This is a genomic window from Bradyrhizobium sp. USDA 4011 (assembly GCF_054063415.1).
In genome coordinates, this window is sequence record NZ_JBSSGG010000001.1 from 3,182,778 (window position 1) to 3,205,141 (window position 22,364).

23 protein-coding genes are annotated in these 22,364 nt (G+C 63.7%); 4 read left to right on the plus strand and 19 right to left on the minus strand.

Annotated features, from left to right (window positions below):
• The first annotated feature begins 42 nt into the window (after nt 1-42).
• Both ACVW1C_RS14865 and ACVW1C_RS14870 read left to right on the plus strand, forming a co-directional pair.
• Entirely contained in the window at nt 43-1,743 is a 1,701-nt protein-coding gene (locus tag ACVW1C_RS14865) for a hypothetical protein (RefSeq protein ID WP_456759063.1), read from the plus strand.
• A complete protein-coding gene (locus ACVW1C_RS14870; protein WP_456759064.1) occupies nt 1,740-2,957 on the plus strand; it encodes an OpgC domain-containing protein in 1,218 nt (405 codons plus the stop codon). The genes ACVW1C_RS14865 and ACVW1C_RS14870 overlap by 4 nt, the downstream gene beginning before the upstream one ends.
• 89 nt (nt 2,958-3,046) lie before the next feature.
• Here ACVW1C_RS14870 and dhaK read toward each other — a convergent pair whose 3' ends face one another.
• The 13 genes from dhaK to ACVW1C_RS14935 all read right to left on the minus strand — a co-directional run bounded on the left by dhaK (nt 3,047) and on the right by ACVW1C_RS14935 (nt 14,177).
• Entirely contained in the window at nt 3,047-4,030 is a 984-nt protein-coding gene (gene dhaK / locus ACVW1C_RS14875; RefSeq protein ID WP_456759065.1) for a dihydroxyacetone kinase subunit DhaK, read from the minus strand.
• 32 nt (nt 4,031-4,062) lie between these two features.
• Entirely contained in the window at nt 4,063-4,485 is a 423-nt protein-coding gene (locus ACVW1C_RS14880; protein WP_456759066.1) for a hypothetical protein, read from the minus strand.
• Nucleotides 4,478-6,097, minus strand: coding sequence for a phosphoenolpyruvate--protein phosphotransferase (gene ptsP, locus ACVW1C_RS14885; RefSeq protein ID WP_456759067.1), 1,620 nt, complete (start codon nt 6,095-6,097; stop codon nt 4,478-4,480). Before ptsP ends, ACVW1C_RS14880 begins: the two co-directional genes overlap by 8 nt.
• Nucleotide 6,098: 1 nt before the next feature.
• Complete coding sequence (locus tag ACVW1C_RS14890; RefSeq protein ID WP_371821719.1) at nt 6,099-6,401, minus strand: HPr family phosphocarrier protein; 303 nt, start codon at nt 6,399-6,401, stop codon at nt 6,099-6,101.
• A gap of 31 nt (nt 6,402-6,432) precedes the next feature.
• On the minus strand, nt 6,433-6,825 hold the full coding sequence (gene dhaM / locus ACVW1C_RS14895; RefSeq protein ID WP_092118687.1) for a dihydroxyacetone kinase phosphoryl donor subunit DhaM: 393 nt from the start codon (nt 6,823-6,825) through the stop codon (nt 6,433-6,435).
• The gene (dhaL, locus tag ACVW1C_RS14900) at nt 6,822-7,445 is read right to left on the minus strand and encodes a dihydroxyacetone kinase subunit DhaL (protein WP_456759068.1); all 624 of its coding nucleotides are present in this window, start codon (nt 7,443-7,445) and stop codon (nt 6,822-6,824) included. The genes dhaM and dhaL overlap by 4 nt, the downstream gene beginning before the upstream one ends.
• Nucleotides 7,446-7,466: 21 nt before the next feature.
• The gene (locus ACVW1C_RS14905; RefSeq protein ID WP_456759069.1) at nt 7,467-8,492 is read right to left on the minus strand and encodes an ABC transporter ATP-binding protein; all 1,026 of its coding nucleotides are present in this window, start codon (nt 8,490-8,492) and stop codon (nt 7,467-7,469) included.
• Nucleotides 8,485-9,582: an ABC transporter ATP-binding protein gene (locus ACVW1C_RS14910; protein WP_456759070.1), complete on the minus strand. Its 1,098-nt coding sequence runs from the start codon at nt 9,580-9,582 to the stop codon at nt 8,485-8,487. The genes ACVW1C_RS14905 and ACVW1C_RS14910 overlap by 8 nt, the downstream gene beginning before the upstream one ends.
• Before the next feature lie 3 nt (nt 9,583-9,585).
• Nucleotides 9,586-9,786, minus strand: coding sequence for a hypothetical protein (locus ACVW1C_RS14915; protein WP_456759071.1), 201 nt, complete (start codon nt 9,784-9,786; stop codon nt 9,586-9,588).
• The gene (locus ACVW1C_RS14920) at nt 9,783-10,745 is read right to left on the minus strand and encodes a carbohydrate ABC transporter permease (RefSeq protein ID WP_173643813.1); all 963 of its coding nucleotides are present in this window, start codon (nt 10,743-10,745) and stop codon (nt 9,783-9,785) included. Before ACVW1C_RS14920 ends, ACVW1C_RS14915 begins: the two co-directional genes overlap by 4 nt.
• Nucleotides 10,742-11,716 (minus strand): carbohydrate ABC transporter permease, encoded by a 975-nt coding sequence (locus ACVW1C_RS14925; protein WP_456759072.1) that lies wholly within the window; start codon nt 11,714-11,716, stop codon nt 10,742-10,744. Before ACVW1C_RS14925 ends, ACVW1C_RS14920 begins: the two co-directional genes overlap by 4 nt.
• Nucleotides 11,717-11,791: 75 nt before the next feature.
• A complete protein-coding gene (locus ACVW1C_RS14930) occupies nt 11,792-13,150 on the minus strand; it encodes an ABC transporter substrate-binding protein (RefSeq protein WP_456759073.1) in 1,359 nt (452 codons plus the stop codon).
• A 562-nt stretch (nt 13,151-13,712) separates the two neighbouring features.
• Complete coding sequence (locus tag ACVW1C_RS14935) at nt 13,713-14,177, minus strand: RidA family protein (RefSeq protein ID WP_456759074.1); 465 nt, start codon at nt 14,175-14,177, stop codon at nt 13,713-13,715.
• A 538-nt stretch (nt 14,178-14,715) separates the two neighbouring features.
• Here ACVW1C_RS14935 and ACVW1C_RS14940 point away from each other — a divergent pair.
• Nucleotides 14,716-14,967: a hypothetical protein gene (locus ACVW1C_RS14940; RefSeq protein ID WP_456759075.1), complete on the plus strand. Its 252-nt coding sequence runs from the start codon at nt 14,716-14,718 to the stop codon at nt 14,965-14,967.
• Nucleotides 14,968-15,034: 67 nt separating this feature from the next.
• Here ACVW1C_RS14940 and ACVW1C_RS14945 read toward each other — a convergent pair whose 3' ends face one another.
• The 3 genes from ACVW1C_RS14945 to ACVW1C_RS14955 form a co-directional block, all read right to left on the minus strand.
• Complete coding sequence (locus ACVW1C_RS14945) at nt 15,035-16,360, minus strand: TRAFs-binding domain-containing protein (protein ID WP_456759076.1); 1,326 nt, start codon at nt 16,358-16,360, stop codon at nt 15,035-15,037.
• A gap of 27 nt (nt 16,361-16,387) precedes the next feature.
• The gene (locus ACVW1C_RS14950) at nt 16,388-16,738 is read right to left on the minus strand and encodes a hypothetical protein (protein WP_456759077.1); all 351 of its coding nucleotides are present in this window, start codon (nt 16,736-16,738) and stop codon (nt 16,388-16,390) included.
• A gap of 346 nt (nt 16,739-17,084) precedes the next feature.
• Nucleotides 17,085-18,224 carry a patatin-like phospholipase family protein gene (locus ACVW1C_RS14955; RefSeq protein WP_456759078.1) on the minus strand — a complete coding sequence of 380 codons (1,140 nt, stop codon included), beginning with the start codon at nt 18,222-18,224 and terminating at the stop codon, nt 17,085-17,087.
• 398 nt (nt 18,225-18,622) lie between these two features.
• Between ACVW1C_RS14955 and ACVW1C_RS14960 the strand changes: the two genes are divergently transcribed.
• The gene (locus ACVW1C_RS14960) at nt 18,623-20,047 is read left to right on the plus strand and encodes a toll/interleukin-1 receptor domain-containing protein (protein ID WP_456759079.1); all 1,425 of its coding nucleotides are present in this window, start codon (nt 18,623-18,625) and stop codon (nt 20,045-20,047) included.
• A gap of 39 nt (nt 20,048-20,086) precedes the next feature.
• Here the strand turns inward: ACVW1C_RS14960 and ACVW1C_RS14965 are convergent, their stop codons facing one another.
• The 3 genes from ACVW1C_RS14965 to ACVW1C_RS14975 form a co-directional block, all read right to left on the minus strand.
• Nucleotides 20,087-20,824 (minus strand): hypothetical protein, encoded by a 738-nt coding sequence (locus ACVW1C_RS14965; RefSeq protein WP_456759080.1) that lies wholly within the window; start codon nt 20,822-20,824, stop codon nt 20,087-20,089.
• Nucleotides 20,825-20,933: 109 nt separating this feature from the next.
• Entirely contained in the window at nt 20,934-21,191 is a 258-nt protein-coding gene (locus ACVW1C_RS14970; protein ID WP_456759081.1) for a hypothetical protein, read from the minus strand.
• A 114-nt stretch (nt 21,192-21,305) separates the two neighbouring features.
• On the minus strand, nt 21,306-22,304 hold the full coding sequence (locus ACVW1C_RS14975; protein ID WP_456759082.1) for an NAD(P)H-dependent flavin oxidoreductase: 999 nt from the start codon (nt 22,302-22,304) through the stop codon (nt 21,306-21,308).
• Nucleotides 22,305-22,364: the final 60 nt, after the last annotated feature.

Below are 22,364 nucleotides of genomic sequence, written 5' to 3' on the forward strand. Positions count from 1 at the left end.
TTTCGTCCTGATATCCAGCGACTATCCCACTGTCACAAGACGATGGACGAGATAATCGAAACGAAAGCCACCGCTGCCCATCTTCTCGATCGCGAGGACAAGACATTGTCCTGGAAAACGGCAACGCGGTGGATCAGACGTTTCGACATCCACGATGTCGCGACCATTGTCCTCATTGCCGGGCTCGTCGCCCTCGCGCTTGGCACCTTCCGGGATTATGCGATCTCCAACGACGAGGCCGTTCAACATCACTACGGCGAATTGATCGTTGCCTACTATGCCAGCGACTTCAAAGACCAGGGCCTCTTCAGCTTCGACAACCTGTATCTCTACGGCGGTCTTTTCGACGTCGTCGCCGTTATCCTGAGCCATCTGGTTCCGATCGATCCCTACGATCTGCGCCACATTCTGTGCGTGCTGATCGGCGTCAGCGGGATCGGAGCGGCTGCGGCAACGGCGCGCCTGATCGCCGGACCGCGGGCGGCCGTGATCACCGCGATCACGCTGAGCACCTGCGGTGCGTGGTACGGCCCGATGTTCAATCACACCAAGGACATTCCCTTCGCCGCCGCAATGATGGGAGCGTCATTCTTCGTGATCCGCATCGCCCGGTCACTTCCCTCGCCGCGCACCCTCGACATAGCGGCGCTGGGCCTGCTGACGGGAGCCGCGCTCGGCATACGCGTTCTCGGCCTGCTGCTGATCATCTACACCGGCATGGCCATCTTTCTTTACCTGCCCGGCGCGCAGCCCGGCCGCAACCGGACTGGATGGAGGTTCGTGACCTGCTCATCGTTCCGATTGCTGCCGGCGCTGCTGCTTGCCTATGTCGTGATGATCCTGGCCTGGCCCTGGGCGGGGCTGGCTCCCTTCAATCCAATACGCGGCCTCGTTGAGTTTTCCGAGTTTCAGTACCCCATCCGCACGGTTCTCGCCGGCCAAGTCTATGATATGGCGAACGTACCGCGACTTTATGTACCGATCTACATGCTGGTCCGCACGCCCCTGCTCACGCTCTTCGGCGCCGCATTTGCGATTCTGTTCGCCATACTGCCTGTAACTGCTCCCGGCGCGAGGCGACGGCACCGCAAGGATATCGCCTTGCTATTCCTGATGGTGACCTTTCCGCTGGCGTGTCAGGCGGCCTTGCACGGGCCGGCGTTTACCGGATTGCGTCATTTCCTGTTCGTCATTCCACCGCTGGCGATCCTTGCAGGAATCGGACTCGATTCAGCGCTGATCGCGTTGGCGAAACGGGGTCGCCGAGTTTCCAACAGCGGGTTCGCGGTCGTGAGCGCATGTCTCATCTGGAACGCCGTGACACTGGTCCGGCTACATCCGTATGAATACCTGTTCTACAATTCCATAGTCGGAGGTCTCGAGGGCGCTTCTCGGCGCTATGATCTGGACTATTGGTTTGGCAGCATGCCCGAGGCGCTCGGCCAGCTAGAAGACTTTCTCCGTGCTACACCCGAAGGTGCAAGCCGGCCATGGCGGATCTATTCAGTTGCGGTTTGCGGTGACCGTCATTCGTTCGAAAAGACCGTGACGCTTCCGCAACTCCATTGGGATTTCAGGTCCACGTGGCAGGAATCGGACTTCTTCCTCGCCCCGACCCACATGAATTGCGACGAGGATCTCGACGGCAAGGTCATCGGCATCGTCGAGCGTCTTGGCGTGACCATCGCCTACATCAAAGATCGTCGGGCGCTGATCCGCCCGTCGGAAACGGCTCCCCGGTGAGCGCCGTCGCATACCAGCCTCACGAGACGGCCGTCCTCAAGCCAGCCGTTTCGCTGACCTCGAGCGGCGCGCGCGAACTGCGCCTCGATCTGTTTCGCGGCTTGGCGCTCTGGCTGATCTTCATCGATCACGTATCGCCCGATCTCCTGGCCTGGTTCACGATCCGAAGTTACGGATTCAGCGATGCTGCCGAGATTTTCATTTTTATCTCTGGCTATACAGCGGCCTTCGTTTACGGCCGAGCGATGCTGGAAGCAGGGTTTGTGATTGCAACCGCGCGCATTCTGCGAAGGGTCTGGCAGATCTACGCCGCGCACGTGCTGCTGTTCGTCTTCATGGTGGCGGAGGTCTCCTACATTGCGGTCAGCCTCAACAAGCCGTTCTATGCCGAGGAAATGGCGATCACGGATTTCCTGAGACAGCCCGGTATTGCCGTGGTCCAGGCACTGCTGCTGAGATACCGGCCGCTGAATATGGACGTATTGCCGCTCTATATCGTGCTCATGGCCGGTCTGCCATTGGTCCTGCTGATGATCAGGTCGGCGGCCAACATGACGTTAGCACTGTCGGTCGCTCTTTACGCGGCTACCTTGCGGTACGATCTGCACTTGACGACCTATCCGAACGGCTTCTGGTCCTTCAACCCCTTCGCCTGGCAAATGTTGTTCGTCCTCGGGGCATGGTGTGCGCTGGGCGGCACCAAAAGGATATCACGATTTCTGTCCTCGCCAGTCACGTTGTCGGTTTCGTTCCTCTACCTCTTCGCGGCGTTTTTCGTCACGCTGACCTGGTACTTTCCCCAACTGAAGCACCTGATGCCGCGAGGGATTGAACTGTGGATGTATCCCATCGACAAGACCGATCTGGATGTGCTCAGATTCGGCCACTTTCTGGCGCTGGCGATCATCGCGATACGCTTTGTCCCCGCAGGATGGCTTGGCCTGCAATCGCGTTGGCTGTGGCCGATGATTCTGTGCGGGCAGAACTCACTGGAGATTTTCTGCCTCGGGGTGGCACTATCGTTCACCGGCTACTTCCTTCTGACAGAGATTTCCGCCGGCCTTCTTCTTCACGTCCTGGTCGGCCTGTGCGGAATCTTGATGATGTCCGCCGCAGCTTGGGTGCTGTCGTGGTACAAGGCTTACGTCGACAAACGAAGCGTGAGAAGTAATGACAGTGGCGGCAACGCCGGTGCCGTCCGGAAAGAAACGTGAGGGCGCACCTCCAACAAGATCGCCCCGCGGATTCCAATATCAGTCCTTTTGAGCTGCGCCGACATAGATGCGGCCGACACCGGCGGCGATCACCATTTCAATGCGGCTGTGCGCACCGGGGCGTCCCACAGCGCCGACGTCTCGGCATCGAGCAGGCTCACGGTGAGCGAGCAGCCGGCCATATCCAGCGAGGTGACGTAGCTGCCGACCAGCGAGCGCGCGATGCGCAGGCCGCGCTGCTCGAGCATGCGGCGCGCGGCGTTGTACATCAGATAGAGCTCGATCGTCGGCGTGCCGCCGAAGCCGTTGACCAGGAGCAGGGCCTCCGAGCCTGCGGGAGCAGCGAGATCGTCGGCAATGGCGGCCGTCATTTCCGAGGCGATCGCGTCTGCCTCGGCGAGCTTGACGCGGCGGCGGCCCGGCTCGCCGTGGATGCCGACACCCATCTCCATCTCGTCCGCGCCGAGCGTGAAGGTCGGCGTGCCCGCGGCCGGTACGGTGCAGCTGGTCAGCGCCACGCCCATCGAACGCGTCCGCGCGTTGACGCGCTCCCCGAGCGCCACGCAGGTCTTGAGATCGGCGCCCTTCTCGGCGGCGGCGCCGACGATCTTCTCGACGATCAAGGTGCCGGCGACGCCGCGGCGGCCGATGCTGTAGGTCGATTTCTCGACCGCGACATCGTCGTCGGTCACGATGGCGGCGGTGCGGCCTTCGGCGATCTCGGCCGCCATCTCGAAATTCATGCGGTCGCCCGCGTAGTTCTTGACGATGAAGAGCACGCCGGCATCGCCCGCGACCGCTTGGGCGGCCTCGACGATCTGGTCCGGCGTCGGGGAGGTGAACACCTGTCCGGGGCAGGCCGCATCCAGCATGCCGTAGCCGACGAAGCCGGCATGCAGCGGCTCATGCCCACTGCCGCCGCCCGAGACCAGAGCGACCTTCCTGCCGTTCAGCTCGCGGCGACGCACGAACTTGCGCTCGGCGCCCAGCACGACCAGATCGGCATGCGCGGCGGCGAAGCCGTCGAGGCTCTCGGCGAGCAAATTGTCGACCGCATTGATGAACTTCTTCATGGTGTCCTCCCCGCTTCGTTCGGCGTTTTCGCCTATTTTTCCCGCATGATGCCGATCAGGCGCCGCGTGAATTCCTGCAGCAGCGCGTCGAGCTCCGCATTGCGCTTGGCGCTGCCGAGATCCGGCAGATGCAATGTCAGCGTCCGCTCGTGCGATCCTTCGCTCAGCCGGCCGACGCGGCGCGGATGCGCGCGCGCATAGGCGCGCAAGAAGGCGCTCTTCGCCTGCGGCGGAAAGTGGCAGACATCGAAAATCGTGTTGAGATGCTGCACCGGAATCGGCACCGGATAGGCCGGATTGCTGATCTGGCTGACGAAGCTGCGGTTCTTGCCGATGGCATGGGCGAGGCGCAGCCGCATGCCGGACGGGCGGCTCTCCAGCACTTCCTTGAAGATGCGCTTGTAGACCGCAACCGCGCCGGCTTCGGGCGCTTCATCGGCCGCCGTGTCAGCCAACATTGCCTCCGCTGCTCAGCCGGTCGATGGTCTGCTTGATCTGCGCCAGCGCCGATGCGTTCACGGACAATTCGCGCAGGCCGCAATTCAGCAGCGCGGGAAGACAGCGCGGATCGCCCGCCATGTCGCCGCACAGGCTGACGCCGACGCCGGCGCGGCGGCCGTGCTCCGCGGTCCGCGCGATCAGTTCGAGCACTGCGGGATGTAGGGGGTCCATCAGGGGGGCGAGAGCTCCGTTGGAACGATCGCAGGCCAGCACATATTGCGCGAGATCGTTCGAGCCGATCGAGAAGAACGACGCCTTGAAGCTCGATACCGCCAGGGCCGCCGCCGGAACCTCGACCATGATTCCAAGCTCCGGGAGCATCGCGGCAATGCCGTCCGCCTGCAAGCGCTGCACGATGCCGGCGAACAGCTTCCGTCCCGCCTCGAGCTCGTCGGCCTGTGTCACCATCGGGAACATGACCTTGAGATTGCCGCGCACCGCGGCGCGTGCCAGCGCGCGGAGCTGGACGGCAAAAATCTCTGGCCGGGCCAGGCAAAGCCGCAAGCCGCGCACGCCGAGGAACGGATTGGCCTCGCCATCCAGCGTGAAGCCGGGCACCGGCTTGTCGCCGCCGGCATCGAACGTGCGGATCGTCACGGGCCGCGCTCCGGCCCAGCGCAATACCGCGTCGTAGGCCTGGAATTGGGTCTCCTCATCCGGCAGGTCGCTCCGCCCGGCGAGCAGGAATTCCGTCCGCATCAGGCCGATGCCGTCGGCATATTGCGCGTCCGCATCATCGAGGTCGTCGACCCGCTGGATATTGATCAGGAGCTTGATGTGTTCACCGCGCCACGAGGCCGTCGGCCGCCGCAGGATCGCGCGGGCGGATGCCCTGCTCTTGCGGTGACTCTCGCGCCGCTTCTCGAAGATGCGCACCTGCTCGGCGCTGGGATCGAGCTCGAGCGTCGCGCCTTCGCCATCGAGCAGCGCCGTGGCGCCGGCATTTGGGATGGCGCCGAGTTGCACGACCATCGGGATGCCGCGCGCACGCGCCAGCATCGCGACATGGCTGGTCGGACTGCCATGCAGCAGCGCCAGTCCGCCGCCGCCGGACCAGTCGATCTCCAGGAAGCGCGACGGCGGCAGGTCGTCGGCACAGACGACGCCTCCGCTCGGGATCTTCAGCGGCTCGCCCTCGTCGCCGCGCAGGATGTGAACCACGCGGTCGCGCAGGTCCGCAAGGTCCGAAGAGCGCGCCTGCAGATACTCATCCGCCGCCGAATTGTACTCCGCGATCTGCTCGTCGAGCGTCGAGCGCCATGCGACGTCGGCCGGATGCCCCTCGCCGATCGACGCGAAGATCGCCTCGATCAGATCCTCATCCTCCAGCAATGCGACCTGGAATTCGAGGATCTGCGCGGCTTCGCCGCCGGCGCTGGCGGCAAGATCGGCGATCTGCCCGCTCGCGAGATCGATCGCCTTGCGCAAGGCGAGCGCCTCCTCGACCAGCGTGCCGGCGACCCGCTCGCCGCCCGCCCCCGCATCGACGCGGACCAGCGGACCATAGGCAAAGCCGATCGAGGCGGTCCTGCCGCGGTAAGCCGATCCTGCAGCGCCGCCCTGCATGCTAGCCCGCTCCATCCGGAAAATCGCTCGCAACCAGATCGACCAGAGCCGCGACCGCGGCCTCGGCGTCGCTGCCGGATGCCTTGATCTCGATCGTGCTGCCGTGCGCGGCGCGCATCGCCATGATCTTGGCCACGCTCTTGGCATTGATCCACTCGGGCGCACCCGCGACCCGCACCGAGATCTGCGCCTGGAACTTCTTGGCGAGCTTGGTCAGCTTGACCGCCGGGCGCGCATGCATGCCCACCGCATGCACCAGCCGCACATTGCCGGTGAAGATCTGTCCGTCCGCTTTATCAAGCATGCTCATCATCCATCATCGCTTCGCCGACATCTCAATCGGCAGAGAGTTCCTCGGCCACGGCCTTGACCTGGGCCAGCGAGCTGCCGCCCGCCGCCTCGGTCGCCGCCATCACGGCGCCCTCGACGATCGGCGCGTTGCAGACGACAACGAGATCGCGCCGCGCGGGCTCCAGCATCTCCACCGCCATTTCGCTGTTGGTCTCGGCACCGCCGAGATCGACCAGCACCGCGACACCCTTTGGAGACCAGGCGTCATTGATGGCGTCGATGATCAGCGGCACGCTGGTGCCCAATCCGCCGTCTGGATTACCGCCGCAGAACGCCACCTTGACCTCGCTGCCGACCATCTGCCGCACCATGTCGGCGGTTCCCTTGGCGATGTCGCTCGAGTGCGAGACGATCACGATTCCCACGGTGTCGGTCATGGGCGTGCCTCCAGGCCGGCGCACACCGCCTGCACCAGCACACAGCTCGACCGCGCGCCGGGATCGACATGCCCGACGCTGCGCGCGCCGAGGAACGACGCGCGTCCCTTGGTGGCCTGCATCGGCGCGGTCCGCTCGGCCGCCTCGGTCGCAGTGGTGCGCACCCGCGCGATCAGATCCGGCTGACCGGCCGCCGTCTTCAAGGTCTCCAGCACCGGAACCAGCACATCCAGCATCGTCTTCTCGCCGGCCTGCGAGCGGCCGCGCGCGCTCACTGCGTTTACGGCGCTGCCGAACACGTCGGCGAGATCCTCGGGCAGGTGCTTGTCATGCGAAAGCGCCTCGCCGGCGGCAAGAAAGAAACTCCCATAGAGCGGCCCGGAGGCACCGCCGACCGTCATCACCAGGGTCTTGCCGATCGTCTTGAACGCTTCGTCGAGCGGCTGTGTCGAGATGACATCGAGTTTGCCGAGCACGGCTTCGCAACCGCGCTTCATGTTGGTCCCGTGGTCGCCGTCGCCGATCGCCTGATCCAGGCTGGTCAGCTCCGGCGCGCTGGCGATGACCTGCTCTGCGGCCGCCTTGACCAACGACTTGAATGTCTCTGATGGCACCGACATCTCCTCGATCCTCTCGCCCCTCTAATGAACCGCCGCAGCAATGCGCTGCCCCGCGCGGTCGAAACACAATGGACGCACCAGATGCAAGTCGACCTCCTGGCCGGCCTGCAGCGGCTGATGCGGATCCGCCAGCGTCACCAGCGTCTCGCCCTTATAGTCCAGATGAACATGATTCTGCTCGCCGAGGTGCTCGACCCGATGCACGCGGCCGACCATCTGGCCGCCATTGCGCGCGGCAAGCTGAAGATGCTCGGTGCGAATGCCGACCGTCTCGGTTCCGGCCGGCATCGCGACGTCGGAGAGCAGGCGAGCCGGCAGGAAATTGATCTGAGGCGTGCCGAGCCGCGAGGCGACGTAGCTAGTGGACGGGCTTTCGTAGATATCCCGGGGCGTGCCGAGCTGAAGCAACTGGCCGTCCCTGATCACGCCGATCCGCGAGGCCATCGTCATCGCCTCGACCTGATCGTGGGTGACGTAAAGGATGGTCGCACCAAGCTCGATCTGGATCCGCTTGAGTTCGAGCCGAAGCTCGGCGCGGAGCTTTGCATCGAGCGAGGACAGCGGCTCGTCCATCAAATAGATCGAGGGATCGCGGACCAAGGCCCGGCCGATCGCCACGCGCTGCATCTCGCCGCCGGACAGCCGGGTGGCACGGTTGTTCAGCTTGCTCGCGATATGCAGCAGCTCCGCGGTCTGTTCGACGCGCTTGCGGATGATCGGCTCCGCGACCCGCCGCGCGGGAGAGCGCAGCGGAAACGCCAGATTGTCGTAGACAGTCAGATGCGGATACAGCGAATATTGCTGGAACACGAAGGCGATGTCCCGCGAGCCGGGCGGATCATGCGTCACGTCGCGCCCGTCGATCATCACGGAGCCCGTATCGGGGCTCTCCAGTCCGGTGATCAGCCGGAGCGTCGTGGTCTTGCCGGCGCCGCTCGGTCCGAGCAGGACCAGGAACTCGCCGTCGTTCACCGTCAGCGACAGGTCGCGGACCGCGTCCACTGCGCCGAAGCGCTTGTTGACGTTGCGCAGGGTGACGTCAGCCATGGCGCACGCCCTCCTCGCTGGCGGTCCGGATCGCAAGGCCGCTGCCGACGTCGAACAGCGCCAGCCGCGCGGCGTTGAATTCGAGGCCGATGGTCTCGCCGATCCGCACCGAAGCGCTGGACGGCAGCCGCGCCGCGACCCGCCCATAGGCCGTGTCGACGGTGACGATCTGCGTGGTGCCGAGATATTCCGCGCCGAACACCTCGCCGCGAACGGCGCCCGCGTCGGCGAAGCGGATATGCTCCGGACGGACGCCGAGCGCCAGCGGCGCGCTGGCGCGGTCCTCGCGGATCTCCGGCACCGCGAGCCTCGTGTCATGGAAGCTGATCGCACGGTCGCCGGATCGCATGCCGCCCTCGAAGTGCAGGAAGTTCATCGGCGGCGAGCCGATGAAGTCGGCCACGAACATGCTCGCGGGTCGGTCATAGACCTCCTGCGGCGTGCCGATCTGCTCGACACGGCCCTTGTTCATGACGGCGATCTGGTCGGCCATCGACATCGCCTCGAGCTGGTCATGCGTGACATAGACGGTGGTCGCCTTGATGCGATCGTGCAGGTCGCGCAGCTCACCGCACATCAAATGGCGAAACTCGGCGTCGAGCGCGCCCAGCGGCTCGTCCATCAGGAACGCCTTCGGCCGCCGCACCATGGCGCGCCCGAGCGCGACGCGCTGCCGGTCGCCGCCCGACAGTTTCGAGGTCTTGCTCGACAGCAGGTGTTCGATCTGCAACATCCGCGCGGTCTCCTGCACCCGCTGGCGGATCTCGCGCCTCGCCATGCCCTGGCACTTCAGGGGAAAGGCGATGTTCTCCCCGACATTCATGTGCGGATAGAGCGCGAACAGCTGGAACACGAAGGCGATATCGCGCGCGGCCGCGCGGTGGAAGGTGACGTCCTCGCCATCGAGCAGAATCTTGCCTTCGGTCGGCAACTCGAGGCCGGCAATCATGCGTAACGTGGTGGTCTTGCCGCAGCCGGAAGGCCCGAGCATCGCGAAGAACGTCCCGTCGTCGATCGTGAAGGTCGAACCTTCCACCGCGGTGAACTGATCGAACGACTTGCGCAGTTTTTCGATTCGGATCTGTGCCATGGCCTATTCCGGAAAATGGCTGACGACGACGAAGCCGACCGTGCCGGCAAGGATCGTCACGAACGAGTAGCTGTAGAGATCGATCGACCAGGGCTGCACCAGCATGACGATGCCGCCTCCGATCAAGGTCATCGCGATGGCCTCCCACGGCCCGCGACGAAACCAGCGCGCTACGCCACCTTTGGCAACCACTGAGCCGCTCATTTGCGCACCGCTCCGAAGGTGATGCCGCGCAGCAGATGCTTGCGCAACAGCACGGTGAACATGACGATCGGGACGACAAACAACGTGGTCGCCGCGGCAACCGCCGGCCAATCCTGTCCGCCCTCGCCGATGATGAACGGGATGAAGGGCGGCATGGTCTGCGCCTCGCCGCTGGTCAGCAGCACCGCGAAGGCGTACTCGTTCCAGGAGAAGATCAGGCAGAAGATCGCGGTCGCCGCGATCCCGGTGACGGCCTGCGGCAACACCACCTTGCGCAGCGCCTGCAGCCGCGTATAGCCGTCGACCAGCGCCGCCTCCTCATACTCGCGCGGGATCTCGTCGATGAAGCCCTTGAGCAGCCAGACCGCGAGCGAGACGTTCACGGCGGTGTACAGCAGGATCATGCCGAGCCGCGTGTCGGTCAGATTGAGCTGCCGGTACATCAGATAGATCGGGATCGCCACCGCGACTGGCGGCATCATGCGCGTCGAGAGGATGAAGAACAGCAGATCGTCCGCCAGCGGAATGCGGAAGCGCGAGAACGCATAGGCCGCGAGCGTGCCGAGGAAGACCGCGAGGAAGGTCGAGCCGAAGCCGATGATCAGCGAGTTGACGAAGCGCGGCACGACCTTGGACGGCCCGGCGATCACCATGTCCCGCTGGCGCACCAGCTTGTCGTACCAGGTTTCCGGCGGCGGCAGCTTGGCGATAAAATCCGGCGTCTGGCGCGTCCGCACGGTGAACAGGTTCACATAGCCTTCGAGCGTCGGCTCGAAGATCACCTTGGGCGGATAGGCGATGGCGTCGCTCTGCGACTTGAAGGCGGTGGCGACGATCCACAGCAGTGGCAGGATCGTGATCACGGCATACAGGATGACGAGGCCGCCGGCGAACGCCTTGGTGCGCGGCGAGGCCTCGACGATCGAGTGCGCGGTCGATTTGGTGGCGGCAGCGGTCATCGTTGCTTCACCTTGTTGAGCGTCTTGACGTAGATGTTGGCGGCGCCGAACACGGTCACGAACAGGATGATGGCGAGCGCCGAGGAATAGCCGGTGCGCCACTTCTCGAACGCCGCGCGCTTCAGCGCAATCGACACCAGCTCGGTGGTCGAGCCCGGCCCGCCCGAGGTCAGGAGATTGACCATGTCGAACATCTTGAAGTTCTCGATCGCGCGGAACAGCACCGCGAGCATCAGGAACGGCACCGTCATCGGCAGCGTGATCGACCAGAACTGCCGCCAGGCCGAGGCGCGATCGACTTCCGCGGCCTCATAGATGTAGTCGGGGATCGAGCGCAGTCCGGCGAGGCAGATCAGCATGACGTAGGGCGCCCACATCCAGGTATCGACCAGCACGATGGTCCACGGCGCGAGCGACACCTGCCCGGTCATGCTGAACGAGCTCGGCGGCACGCCGGTGAACAGGCTGATCAGATAGTTGAACGGCCCGATCTGCGGCTGCAGCAGCAGCGTCCAGAAATTGCCGACCACCGCCGGCGACAGCATCATCGGCAGCAGGATGATCGTGGTCCAGAAGCTGTGGCCGCGAAACTGACGGTTGATCAGGAGCGCCAGGCCGAAGCCTATGACCACCTGCAACGCCACCGACGAGATCACGAACTGCGCCGTGGTCTGCAGCCGGAACCAGACGTCCTCGTCGGTGAGGATGTCCCTGAAATTGTCGAGGCCAACGAACCGCAGCGGCAGATATGACATGCTGAGGTTGAGGCTGGTGAAGGACAGCCGGATCATCCAGATCAGCGGAAAGATGTTGATCGCGAGCAGCAGCGCAATCGTCGGCGCGACGAACAGCCAGGCGATAGCCCGGTCCGACAGGCCGTGGACGCGCCGCCCGGCGCGGGATTTTACAGGCTTGCTCACGCCTGGGATCGTAGCATGATCGGGTTGGAGGATCGTCGTCATCGTGTCCATCAGCGGGGCTGGCCGGTTCGGATTCCCCGAGGCGGCCCCCGGGGAATCCAGTTCAGGGTGAAGTGTGGGCGGACGCTATTGCGAGGCGACTTCCTTGCCTTGCTCCTTGAAAACCTTGGTCCAGTCCTTGACCAGGAGATCGAGCGCCTGCTGTGACGTGCCCTTGTCGGCGACGACGTAGTCATGCACCCGCTTCTGCATGTCGAGCAGCAACTGCGCGTAGGACGGCTCGGCCCAGAAGTCCTTGACGATGCCCATCGACTCCAGGAATTGCGGGGCGAACGCCGCGCTCTTCGGGAAGCCGGGCGCATCGACCACCGCCTTGAGCGCCGAGTAGCCGCCGATCTGCCACCACTTCTGCTGCACGGCAGGCTGCGCGAACCATTTGATGTAGGCGAGCGCGTCGTCCTTGTGGTCGGAGGTTGCCACCACCGAGATGCCCTGCCCGCCGAGCTGCGTGAAATGCCCCTTGGGACCTGCCGGGTTGACGAAGAAGCCGATCTTGTCGCCGCCGACGTTCGGGTCCTTGTAGAGGCCGGGGAAGAAGGCGAACCAGTTCATCTGCATCGCGACCTGGCCGGACTTGAAGGCATCAAGTCCTTCCTGCATGTAGGCGTTGGTCATGCCCGGCGCCGTGCAGCACTTGTAGAGCTCCTTGTAGAACTCGAGCCCCTTGGCCGCGTCGGCGGAGTTGACGATGCCCTGCATCTGGTACGGCTTCTTCGGATTGTCGTAGGCGAAGCCGTAATTGTAGAGCACGTTGGTCACGCCCATCGTGATGCCTTCCGAGCCGCGCTCGGTGAAGATGTAGGCGCCATAGACCTTCTTGCCGTCGATCTCGCGGCCCTGGAAGAACTCGGCGATCTGCTTCAGCTCGTCATAGGTCTTCGGCGGCGCCAGGTCGCGGCCGTACTTGGCCTTGAACGCGGATTGAATTTCGGGCCGCGAGAACCAGTCCTTGCGGTAGGTCCAGCCCACCGCATCGGCCATGGCCGGCAGCGCCCAGTAGTTCGGCGTGTTCTTCGGCCACTGCGAGTAGCCGACGACGGTCGCCGGGACGAAATCGCCCATCGAGATCTTCTCCTTGTCGAAGAAGTCGTTGAGCTTGACGTACCATTTGTTCTCGGCGGCACCGCCGATCCATTGACTGTCGCCGATGATCAGGTCGCAGAGCTTGCCGTGCGAGTTGAGCTCGTTGAGGAAGCGATCGGCGTAGCTCGTCCAGGGGACGAACTCGTATTTCATCTCGATGCCGGATTGCTTGGTGAAGTCCTTGCCCAGCTCGACCAGCGCGTTGGCCGGGTCCCATGCCGCCCAGCACAGCGTGAGCTGCTTGCCTTGTGCTGCGGCTTCCCCGCCGCCGAGAACCCCAAGCGCAGCGGTCGCAACGACCGCGGACGCCACCGTACTGCGTAACCATCCGAATCTTCGCATATCCATTTCCTCCGTATCGTTGAAGCACCTAACTCGCCCGGCGCATCCCTGCCGGATTGACGCCGAGACTTCGAAACCGAGTTGATGAGCGATGATGGAGAGCGAGACTGAACGCGTCCGGAAGTTGGGATCCGGATGGCGGGGCTCCTCCCACACATCAGCTCGATGTGCGATGTTTATCATTTTTGTGATACTAAACGTATTACTAAATTCAGGAACCCGTCAAGCCGATTTTTTTGCGAACCTCAAGAAGGCTGGCTGCGCTATCATGCGCGGGAGAATCGCTGCAGTGCAACAACGCCGATCGCGGAAAGCACCCAGCGCGGGGCTCTGCCTGATGTTTAGTGGATCATTTTACTGAACGTTCAGCGCAATGGCCAACGCCCTGCCCGTTTCGCATCACCTCGTCAAAGCAAGGCGAACGCGATCGAACACGATCGACCGAGGGGCCTGCTTGTTGGCATGCGTGTCGTCCCGAAGCTCAGAAGCCGTCAATGCATAGACGCTTCTGGCTCAGATGCTCCGCGAAATTGGCACGGAAGGAAGAAGGCGCCGCTGCGGCCTAGCGCGCCAGCGCTGCGATCAACTCGACTTCGATCGATGCGTTGCGCGGAAGCTGCGCGACCCCAACGCTCGTCCTGGTGTGCAGTCCCCGCTCCGGACCGAACAGCTCCATGATGAGCTCCGATGCGCCGTCAGCGACCGCGGTCTGACCGCTAAAATCCGCCGCGCTGTGCACGAACACGGTGACCTTCAGGATCTGCGTGACGTTGTCGAGCGACCCCAGATGCGCCTTGGTCGCGGCCAATCCGCGGATCAGCGCCAGCCGCGCACCCCGCTTGGCTTCTTCCGGTGTGACATCGCGGCCAACCTGGCCGACGACATGCACCTTGTCGCCGTCGCGCGGAAGCTGACCGCTGACATAGATCGTGTCGCCATGGACCACGACCGGCGCGTAGGCGCCGCCGGCCGCCGCCGATATCGGCAGCTCGATGTTGAGTTCGTTCAGACGTTGCTCGAGGTTCACGATTGCATGCCAGCGAACTGGCCCTCCTGTCCGGATTGCGGCATGGCTTCTGAAGCAACGCTGGTCTGAGCGAAGCGGAGCTCCGTCTGCCGCGGGGCGCTTCTGTTAACCCGGTTCTGCGTGACACGGTACCCGGGAACATGCTCTCGGAGCAATTCTGCCGCTAACAGCGCTGCGCGCGGCTTTTCAGATATGCGCAGAGCATGTCGGGCCATGTCTCAGCCGCCAGACGGAATTTAACGGCCATATTTTGGCCATAGCCCGTTTCTTAAAGGCCCGCGCGGGCCATGTCCCGCCTCTGTTTTGCGTCGCCTGGCCGGTGCGGTCGCTTCGCAACCAAATCGCAGATCATCGCTGCGCCCCTCCCACAATCAGGATGGTCTGCCAACGACAAGAGGACTTTGTAATGCGTAAAACTCTCGCGGCTGTCGCCGTGCTTTTGGCCTTCGCTTCATCTGCTGCTGAAGCTCGCGGCCGTCATCACCATCATCGACACCATGCACATTCCGGTCGTCCCGCTGCGTGGTGCGGGTGGTTCATGCGCACGCAGGTCGGCAGCGATCCGGGCCCGCAATTCAATCTGGCGCGATCCTGGGCGCGATACGGCAGCAATGCAGGCGGCCCTTCGGTCGGCGCGATCGTCGTCTGGCGTCACCACGTCGGCAAGATCGTGGGTCACGAGAATGGCCAGTGGATCGTCCAGAGCGGCAACGATGGACATGCGGTGCGCACGCGGCCGCGCTCATTGGCCGGCGCCATCGCGTTCCGAAACGCTTACGCTTCGTTCTAAAGCATGATCCGTGGCGCCAACAATCTCATCCTCGGCTTGGTTGAGCGGATGCTGGCGGAGCGCGCGATCAGGCCGTCTTGATCTTGTCGATGATGGCGGACAACCGCGCGCGCTTTGCGGCGTCTGCGACCTGCGCGGCGGCAGTGTTCAGGTCGGCCAGAATGCTGTCGATCTTCCATGCCGTCGGGCCTTCGTCGAGCACTTCGTCAGCCAATTGATCGGCCTTGTCCGGATCAGCGAGATCAAAGGCCGCTGCAAGCAGCGTCGGGCGCAACCATTCGTCGGCGAGCTTCAATCGCCTGGCGCGCTCGCAAGCAGCGATCGCAAGTCGTACGGTGTCCTGTGCGAGGTCCTGATCGCCTGTCTCGCCCCGAGCACGATAGAGACGAGGCAGGTTGCTGGAGCAGTAGTAGGCATTGAGATCAAGCTCCATCCCTCGTTCATAACAGTCGATTGCCTGGCTGCGCCACCGTCGGCGTTGACGATCATCGGCCTTGGCATCGTCTGCGAGGCGCTTGTAGCGGCCGCCCATCAGGCCGAGGCGTTCCGGTGTCGGCCCCGCGATATCAATCAGTGTTTCCATCTCCGCAATCGCCTCGATGGGATTGCCAACCTGAGACAGCGCGAACGCACGATTTTCCCGCACCTCCGGCTCGTTCGTGAAACGCTTGGGAAGCTTGCGGATGTAATCGAGCACGGTACTCCAATCGGCCTTGGCATCGACGCAGTCGCGCAGCAACAGCAACAACGCGAGGGCCTTCGCATAGCTGGCCGGCGGATCTCCCTCCGCGGCGATCAACGCCTGTGCCTGCTTCATGCGCTGGTCCACGGGCGTCGCGCGTACTGCCCGGATCTTGGTCTGAAATTCGGCCTGCTCGGCGAGCTGATCCTGCATCGTCGCGGCGGTGTGTGGATCGACGTGGCAAGGATAGCCCGGGATCGACTGATGCATCGGCGAAGTCCCATCAGAAAGCGCCTTGATGGGCTCCTTGATCGCGGCCTGCATCGCGGCAGCGGTTGCCTCGGTGATCTCACCTTCGGGCAGCGGGTAGCGGACGGTCCGCATCTGGACGACGTCGAACAACTGCTTGGACCAGTCGGCCGCAAGCAGGACGCATCCCGTCTTCTGCGATGCGTGGCGAATGCCGACCTCATAATAGACGTTGCCATTCGGAATCGTCATGTCGGCCAGCACCAGATCGGCGAAGTAGATCCGCTCCAGCATCTCGCTGACGATCAACGCGCTGGTGTCCTGATCGGCCCGCACCGGATCATAGCCAAGCGCCTTGATGGCCGGAACGTAAGCCCGATCCCAGAGCGCGTTGAAATCGATCTCGGCCGGACCAAACTTGGGGTCGGCCTGGGTCGGCTTGCGGCCGTAAGGCATGATCATGAAACACGACGGCATCTTGCAATTCCTTCAGTCCCATAATTTTCTCGTATCCAGCCAGTAAATCCAGGTCGTCTTGCGCCGCGCCTCTTCCATCAGGTGCTTCGCGCCGCCAGGGCCATCGCCGCCCTCGCCGTTCCACAGGCAGATGAAGGCGATCTTCTCGTCGCCAAACCGGGCGGCGCGCGCCAGCATCCATTGATTGTCGCGCTCGTAGGCGTTGTCGCCGGCCGGCAGCGGCCCCAGCTCCTCGGGCATGACATGGAGCGTCGCTTTCGATTTCGCCGCGAAATAGCGCGCACGCCAATTGCCACCGGCGAAATCCACCGAGCCGGCCAGGAAGGTCGGCTCATCAAATGGAATATAGATTTCAAGCCGCATGCCCTGCGCGAGAGCGGCTTCCGCAAACAGGAGATCGCCGCCGCAGGCTCCGCCGCAGATTGCAAGATCGCCTTCGCGGACCCCGATCCGCACAAGGGCTGCGTCGATCGCAGCGGCCGCCGCGGGCTCCTTGTCCGGCGGAAAGCGAGGCGTTCTTCGATCTGGCGCATCGATCATGTGACCGCTGAAGAGAACCACCGTGTTCGGTGATTTGGCGTCTTGTTCCGTGGCCATCGCGACACCTCGACTCATGATTGGATCATTGTGTCCAGGTGACGAACTTAAATGAAGGCGAATTCCTTGTCGAAACCGGGATCTGCGTGTCGTGACGCTGCGCTGCGTGGCATCACGTGAGATCGAAGGCCGGCGGGAAATGTTCCGGCCTGACCTGCTCCTTCGCGGCGAGCTGCCCGATCCCGGCGAGTTCGTCCATGTTCTTCGGGTCGTCCATCGCTGCGACCTTCGCAAGCGCGTCCGGCGTCCGATCGATGCGGAGCTTCTCCTTCAGCCAAGCCGCTTCCAGCAGGACGTTGTAGCGCGCATAGGTCGCGAATTGCGGCCCGTTCTGGCTGTCCGCGATCATATCCGTCACCGCGCGATCGATCGGCCACGGCGTCAGGCAATGGGTCAGCCATTGCAGCATGCCGTGATTGTGCCGGCTGCAATCGTCCATGAGCGATTGCAGCGAGCGCACACCCTGCTCCGCCGCCGGCATGTGAAGGATCTGCTCCGTCGGATAGGTCGACCTGAATACGCCGGTACCCGCCGAGATCAGCAGGAGCTTGTCCTTGCCCGTGTGCCACCGAAAGCCGTGGCCATGGAGTGCCGCGAGCATCAGGAGTTGCAGAGCCGGATCGTTGAACGGGCTGACGCCGCCGTCGACGAAGGCGCCGTTGACCGTGTGACCGTCGCGCGCCGAGATCGTGATCTCCTCCGGCTTGAAATAGGTTGGCGCCGCGGTGCTGGCGCGCACCACTTGGGTCAACCGCAACGCGCCGTCCTGCTTGGCAAAGACGGCGTCCGGATTGTTATGCAGCGGCCAGGGGCTGCCGGTATCAAGACGCTTGGTCATGATCATCAAGCCGGTGCGGATGCGATCGCCGCCGATCACGGTGTCGGCGCCGAGCTGCGCATCGAGCGCGTGCTGCAAGGCGTCGGGATTGAATTTCGGCGCCAAGAGCCCCCGCCGCCAGAACGATTCCTGAAAGATGTCCGTACCGATCGAGCGATACAGCTTCTTCAAGGCGTCCACGGTCATGCCGCATGCAAGCCCGGCTGCGATGATCGACCCGGTCGAGGTGCCGCCGATCAGATCGAAGTAATCGCAAAGCAGCAGGTCGTTGTTGCCGAAGCGTTGGCGCAACATCGTCTCGATGGCGCCGACATATTCGAGCGTGAGAATGCCGCGAATGCCGCCACCGTCGAGCGCCAATATCCGCTTCGGCCCGGCGTCACGATCAAGATGCTGCTGCTTGGTCTTCGGCATGACTGCCCCCAGACGATGACTTTTGCTGATCTCGATACGGCCGGCCGATCACGGCCGAAGGCCCATTTGCTCGTGCGTCCAGGCACAAACCGCGCCAGGTCATGAAATGAAGCGATGCGTTCAAATCGACACATCGGCAGAGTTTCAAAGAATTTTAGCTAGTCCGCACCGGAGCACGACAAGCATCGTGCGCCGGTTCCCTAGGTATCTTGCACATGGCACACCCTAAGGTATAGTGAGGTAAATCACTGGCAGGCGGTTTTTCTTTTTCGTGCCCGGTGATCGCACATTTCAGAGTCGAGCTATCATTCTGTCCGCGGCAGGACGTCCAGCCGCGGCATTCGGCCCATGAGACACGGCCAGCCGTCGCATCAAATTCATGCAGATCGGATTTTGCCATGCCAAATGATTTCTCGGTCTTTATCAGCCATCGCGCCGAAGACAGATTTCTCGCGCGCCTGTTGAAGGCGCGGCTCGAATATCTCAGCAGCCTGGACGGTCAGCGTTCGATGGAATGCTTTGTGTGCGAGGAAATTCCCGGCGGCACGGAATGGCGGCAATGGATGATCGACAACACGGCGAGGGCCGACTGCCTGATCTTCATTCACACCAATGCCGAGCACAATTGGACGTGGTGCGCGTCCGAGATCGCCCAGTTCGACGGCTACAAGCGCGCGCTGAAGCTCATGTCAAAGGTGCTGTGGTTCTCGGTCGATGCCTCACCCTCGTTTCCGATGCTGGCGGAGAACGAGTTTTATGGGATCGGCGAGGACGAGGTCCGGCGGTTTCTCGAAGATCTGTTCGTGCGGCCGACCTTCGGTGCCGTGCCGCTGCGGCCGAAACTGAACGCCAATCACGCCCGCGACTTCAACGAGGCGGTGAAGGACCTGCACGCGCAGTTCATGCAGATCACCCGCCCGGAAGAGCTGTTTCGTCTGCGGCTTCGCATCGTGTTCAGCGACGAGTTGTCGTTCCGGCAGAAGGCCGATGCGCTGAAGGCATTGCCGCCGTCAGACCGTGCGCGGGGATTCCTGACGGATGCCAGACTGGAGGCGGATCCCGCCACCACCACGCTGCTGTCCGGCCCCGACACGACTGATCTCGACTGGGAGGACCTGCTCAGCGCACAGAACCGGTATGACAGCGGCGCCTGGCTCGACGAGTTGACGAGCTACGTCGCGAACTCGTTCTCCGACGTGGACATTGCCAGCCGGCGAAGCCGCGAGCAGGTCCTCAGTCCGATCTTCCGCGATTTGAAGCTGTATCAACCGGTCATCGCCCGGCTCGAATATCTCGACAACACGCCGTTCTCGGTGGTCATCATCTTCGTACCGATGCCGCCATTCAGCGAGGATCCAAGACTGATGGTCGCGCAGAACATGCCGAAGGACATCGTCTTCCTGTCGATCCTGCTGCGACTGGCGCGGCGTTTCCGATGGTCGTTTCTCGAGCCGTTGTACAACGCGGTCGAGAACCTGGACGATGACTTCAGCGCCAAGCGATGGGACGATCTGCTGCAGCGCTACCACGAATGCCTGGAAAACCTCGATTCGATCCTGCGACAGGGCAACATGCGCGAGCTCGAGACCGTCGGCGACATCAAGTCGACGATCAACATCTCCGACGATGCGCTCTTGAAGGAGATGTTCAAGGATTGGGGAACGTTTCAGACCCGGCTTGCGCAAGCCATCGAGAAGAAGTCGCCGGGCGATGTGCGGCAGACGCTGGAGCCATGGCTCAAGCGCAACAAGGACTTCATGAAGCAACTGCTCGTCGAAACCCAGGGCAAGGTGGACAAGCTGCGTCCGCTGGAAGCCCACTAGAACTCGTCGGCCGCAGATCGGCGCGGCCGACCCTTGCGCTCAGATCATCGAAGCGACGCGTTCGAGGCCGATCAGGCGCGCCAGCGAGCGGACCTCGTTCTTCTGATCCTCGCGGAGCTGGAACAGCAGCGGCATCGCCGCCGACTTCAGCTGCTGGACTTCCTCGGAGTCGGGATCGATCGGCATGGTTCCCGATGCGGGATCGCCCTGGCGCCTGGCGTGGATCTTGCGCGCGACGGCGCGCAGCGCGGTCTCGACCGCCGGCCAGTAATACTCCTGCGATGACGACAGCTTGAGCCGGTCCTTGATGCCGGCGATCTGCGCGTCGCTGAGCAGGGCGTAGGTCTTCTGCAGCGCCGGCTTGGCGGCAGCCTTGGGCTTCGGCGGCGCGGCGGGGACGGCGGGCGCCGGTACGGCGGGCTCGGCGATCTGCGGCTGGGCCGCATCGATGGGGTCGTTGATCTTCGGCAGGCCGATATCGCCAGGCTCGGCGGAGGCATAGGCCTGGCGGACCGTATCGGTCGCGCCCGGAATCGCGGCTTGCGCACGCAACAGGAGGGGAGACGGATTGGCGGGCGCCTCAATCGGCTTGGGCGCCTCGAACGAGACCGCGGCAAGCGCCGTGACCGCTAGCTTGTCCTGCTTGCTGGCGCGATTGGCGACCGGTCCAATGTCGGCCTGCGCCGCGGGCAGGCTGTCGCGGCCCAGAATGGCTGTTATCGCGGCGCCTGCGAGGAGGAAGCAGGTCAGCGCGGCGAGGGTGATGGCTCTGGTCAAAAACTACTCCATTCCCGGGCCGGTGTTGCCGCAAACTGCGCGAGAAATGCGGCGTTACCGTGCCGTGACAGCGCCAAATAGGTGAAATCGTCCCGAAACGGCCCGAAAATCAGGCCGCGGCGTCAAGCTCATAGGCTTCCTGGATGTCGGCTACGATCTCATGCGCCGTCCAGAGGGCACCGGGCTGGACCGAGTGCAGGCTAACCGTCCAGTTGGTGCGGCGGGTGCGCGGCGTGCTGACGATGTCGAATTCGACCTGACGGCACAGCGGATGCCGCTGCAGGGCGTAGAATACGCGGGTCCGGAGATCGTCGAGCGATGCCGGAGTCTTGGCCGAATCCTTGGCGAAGTGCGCCTCAAAAGCCATGTCGCATTCCCATAACTGCCGGCGGCCGGCCGCGGCGGCGGACCATCCCGTGACGCTATTGTTGGGACTGGCATGGTTAATGCCGCGTTAAGCGGACAGGCGGGACTTGAACGGTCAGGCGAGCCGCACCCGCGCGCTCGCTGCCTCGTACTCGGCGATCGTCTGCGCCAGCAGATCATCGACCGCGAGCACCCCGGTCACCCCTGAGGTGGAATGACCGCCGCTCCAGATGTCGCGCCAGCGTTTGGGGCGGCTTTCGCGGGCGCCGATGTCGATGTCCTTGCCGATGTCGATCGCGCCGCGCGCCGGCAGGTCGTCGGGATCGAGGCCGGCGGCCTCGATCGAGGGCCGCAGCATGTTGGTCTGCAGGCCCGTGAAGGCCGTCGTGAGCAGGATGTCATCGGCGGTCGCCTCGACCAGCATCTGCTTGTATCTCGCGTCCGCCATGCTCTCGCGCGTCGCGATGAACTTGGTGCCCATATAGGCGAGATCGCAGCCGAGCGCCTCCGCGGCGCGCAGCGCGTGGCCGTCGCTGATGCCGCCGGCCAGCACGATGGGGCCGTCGAAGAATCCGCGCACCGCGCGGACGAACACGAATGGATTGAGCCAGCCGGTCTGCCCGCCGGCGCCCGCGGTGAGCAGCACCAGCCCGTCGGCGCCGGCCGCGACCGCGCGCTCGGCATGACGGATCGAGGCGACGTCGGCGAACACCAGCGCGCCGGCATCGTGCAGAGGTGCGAGCACCGGCGCGGGCGAGCCGACCGAGGTAATCACGAGCTCCGGCTTGTGCCGCAGCAGCACGGCGAGGTCCTGCGCCAGCCGCGCGTTGGAGCGGTGCACGATCAGGTTCGGACAGATCGGCGCCGCCGCTCTGCCGCTCGCGTCGGCCTGCGCCTGCAGGCGGCGCTCGATGTCGCCGAGCCATGCATCGAGCTGTTCCGTCTCGCGGCAATTCACCGTCGGAAACGAACCGATCACGCCGTTGCGGCAGGCTGCTACCACCAGCTCGACGCCGGAGACCAGAAACATCGGCGCGGCAATCAGCGGCAACCGGAGGCGATCGCGAAAACGCGCGAGAGGATCAGCGGACAAGTTGTTTCTTCCCTGCATCATTGTGTTAGCGTTGCGCCAACATTGGCACGAGAGAAGCCAAAGACAAAGCGGGAGGGACGA

Coding starts and splice junctions, on each gene's coding strand:
- ACVW1C_RS14905 (WP_456759069.1), bottom strand. CDS start 8,492: ATGGCTGACGTCACCCTGCGCAACGTCAACAAGCGCTTCGGCGCAGTG.
- ACVW1C_RS14975 (WP_456759082.1), bottom strand. CDS start 22,304: ATGATGCAGGGAAGAAACAACTTGTCCGCTGATCCTCTCGCGCGTTTT.
- dhaK (WP_456759065.1), bottom strand. CDS start 4,030: ATGAAGAAGTTCATCAATGCGGTCGACAATTTGCTCGCCGAGAGCCTC.
- ACVW1C_RS14940 (WP_456759075.1), top strand. CDS start 14,716: ATGCGCACGCAGGTCGGCAGCGATCCGGGCCCGCAATTCAATCTGGCG.
- ACVW1C_RS14955 (WP_456759078.1), bottom strand. CDS start 18,224: ATGCCGAAGACCAAGCAGCAGCATCTTGATCGTGACGCCGGGCCGAAG.
- ACVW1C_RS14950 (WP_456759077.1), bottom strand. CDS start 16,738: ATGCGGCTTGAAATCTATATTCCATTTGATGAGCCGACCTTCCTGGCC.
- ACVW1C_RS14920 (WP_173643813.1), bottom strand. CDS start 10,745: ATGACCGCTGCCGCCACCAAATCGACCGCGCACTCGATCGTCGAGGCC.
- ACVW1C_RS14970 (WP_456759081.1), bottom strand. CDS start 21,191: ATGGCTTTTGAGGCGCACTTCGCCAAGGATTCGGCCAAGACTCCGGCA.
- dhaM (WP_092118687.1), bottom strand. CDS start 6,825: ATGACCGACACCGTGGGAATCGTGATCGTCTCGCACTCGAGCGACATC.
- ACVW1C_RS14865 (WP_456759063.1), top strand. CDS start 43: ATGGACGAGATAATCGAAACGAAAGCCACCGCTGCCCATCTTCTCGAT.
- ACVW1C_RS14925 (WP_456759072.1), bottom strand. CDS start 11,716: ATGGACACGATGACGACGATCCTCCAACCCGATCATGCTACGATCCCA.
- ACVW1C_RS14910 (WP_456759070.1), bottom strand. CDS start 9,582: ATGGCACAGATCCGAATCGAAAAACTGCGCAAGTCGTTCGATCAGTTC.
- ACVW1C_RS14945 (WP_456759076.1), bottom strand. CDS start 16,360: ATGATCATGCCTTACGGCCGCAAGCCGACCCAGGCCGACCCCAAGTTT.
- ACVW1C_RS14915 (WP_456759071.1), bottom strand. CDS start 9,786: ATGAGCGGCTCAGTGGTTGCCAAAGGTGGCGTAGCGCGCTGGTTTCGT.
- ACVW1C_RS14930 (WP_456759073.1), bottom strand. CDS start 13,150: ATGCGAAGATTCGGATGGTTACGCAGTACGGTGGCGTCCGCGGTCGTT.
- ACVW1C_RS14960 (WP_456759079.1), top strand. CDS start 18,623: ATGCCAAATGATTTCTCGGTCTTTATCAGCCATCGCGCCGAAGACAGA.
- dhaL (WP_456759068.1), bottom strand. CDS start 7,445: ATGTCGGTGCCATCAGAGACATTCAAGTCGTTGGTCAAGGCGGCCGCA.
- ACVW1C_RS14890 (WP_371821719.1), bottom strand. CDS start 6,401: ATGCTTGATAAAGCGGACGGACAGATCTTCACCGGCAATGTGCGGCTG.
- ptsP (WP_456759067.1), bottom strand. CDS start 6,097: ATGCAGGGCGGCGCTGCAGGATCGGCTTACCGCGGCAGGACCGCCTCG.